Origin of the sequence: Gandjariella thermophila (genome assembly GCF_005405885.1) — a bacterium.
Taxonomy (GTDB): domain Bacteria; phylum Actinomycetota; class Actinomycetes; order Mycobacteriales; family Pseudonocardiaceae; genus Gandjariella; species Gandjariella thermophila.
Window position 1 is genome coordinate 1 of sequence record NZ_BJFL01000116.1, and the last position, 1,411, is coordinate 1,411.

General features: G+C 66.8%; 2 protein-coding genes. One reads left to right on the forward strand and one right to left on the reverse strand.

Going from position 1 to position 1,411, the window contains the following annotated elements; all coding sequences use genetic code 11:
- The first annotated feature begins 271 nt into the window (after positions 1–271).
- Positions 272–694 carry a hypothetical protein gene (locus tag FFT21_RS28515; RefSeq protein WP_225978856.1) on the forward strand — a complete coding sequence of 141 codons (423 nt, stop codon included), beginning with the start codon at positions 272–274 and terminating at the stop codon, positions 692–694.
- Here FFT21_RS28515 and FFT21_RS28520 read toward each other — a convergent pair.
- Entirely contained in the window at positions 651–1,220 is a 570-nt protein-coding gene (locus FFT21_RS28520) for a GNAT family N-acetyltransferase (protein WP_137816984.1), read from the reverse strand. The two genes, FFT21_RS28515 and FFT21_RS28520, sit on opposite strands and share 44 nt — an antisense overlap.
- Positions 1,221–1,411 lie beyond the last annotated feature (191 nt).

Genomic DNA, 1,411 nt, shown 5'->3' on the forward strand with positions numbered 1-1,411 from the left:
GCACGCGCTGTGGGCGTCAGACCGCCACCGTCCGGGTATCTCATGCCACCGGGATAGTCATCACAGGCAGCGACTGCACGTAAACACGCCGTGTCACCTCAGGATTTCAAGATCAGTAGCGACACCCCCGCAGGATCCCGGTGCCGGCCCTACGTGCTTCCGGTAACGGCCAGCCCATCCGATTGGCCCCCAGACGACGCGGACGGCACGCGATGACCACGTCCCCTATGCCCGGCAACACAACCGTGCACAGCTAACGAGGAAGGCAATCATGGCACCAGCACCGAGCCCAACACAGCTCGAATGCACCCTCGCCGAGCGCGGCCGACAGCGGCACCCGCTGGACGCGTTCGTGCCCGACCCCAGCGGCATCCCGCCGCTGTGTGGCGAGCCGCAGTTCGCGGCGATCCTGGAAAGCATGGTCGCGGACGAGGCGCCTCGGCTGTTCGCCATCGTGCAGGAATATGGCGAGCGTGTGGACGCCGAGATCGCCGCTTGGGGGATGGCCTTCGCCGACCACGCCGAGGTCGTCTCGGTCGACCGCAGGCTACGGATGAGCCTCCGTAAGCCGGAGACCGCGCTGCGCCTGTTCGGCTTCGGCAGCCACATTCGCGCCCGCCTGGTCTGGTTCAATCGGGACGCGTCCACACTCACCGCGGACCACGAGCCTTCGCCGCATGATCATCGAGGGTGATGCCATGTCCTGGCCTCGATCGCGTGCTGGCCGGGGCGGTGGGCACCCAGAACCGCAAAACGCCGACGGACTGCTCGGCGAGGACACCGCCGTTGCGCTCGATGACCTTGCGTGATGCCATGTTCTCGACATTGCAGGTGACGAGCGCGGGATCGATACCCAACCGATGCGCGAACGGCAGCGCCAGCGCCAGCATCCGCCTTGCGTGGCCGCGGCGGCGCTCCGCTGGGGCCACGTCGTAGCCAATGTGGCCGCCGATCTTCCGCAGCTGCGACGTGAGCCGGTGGCGGATGGAGATCCGGCCGAGGTAGTTCGAACCGTTGACGTACCACAGCAGAGTCTCCGGTACCCGCCCGGGCGGGCGAGGTGCGTCGGGATCGGCTTTTGCCGCCACTGCGCGGAGATAGGCGGGGAACTCGTTGGCTAGTTGCACGGGATCGAGGTCCCGGTAACGGCCTTCGGCGTGATAGTCAGCCAGGGCGCGGAGAAACGAGTCCCGAACCCGCTCGCAGGGAACGAACTCCATGCGGTCGATTCTTCAGTGACACGTCCGGCGGTTCCAACCGGTTTTCCGCTGAGGACCGGCTGCCAGGACAATGCGGTTCAGATAAGGCATGTGTGCTGGTCAGCGTGGTGAGCTGACGAGGGTCGTGGTGACCGGTACGGTGCCCAGCCGTGACGTTGTCTGGGGTGGAGTCGCTGCCGCGGCCGCAGGGC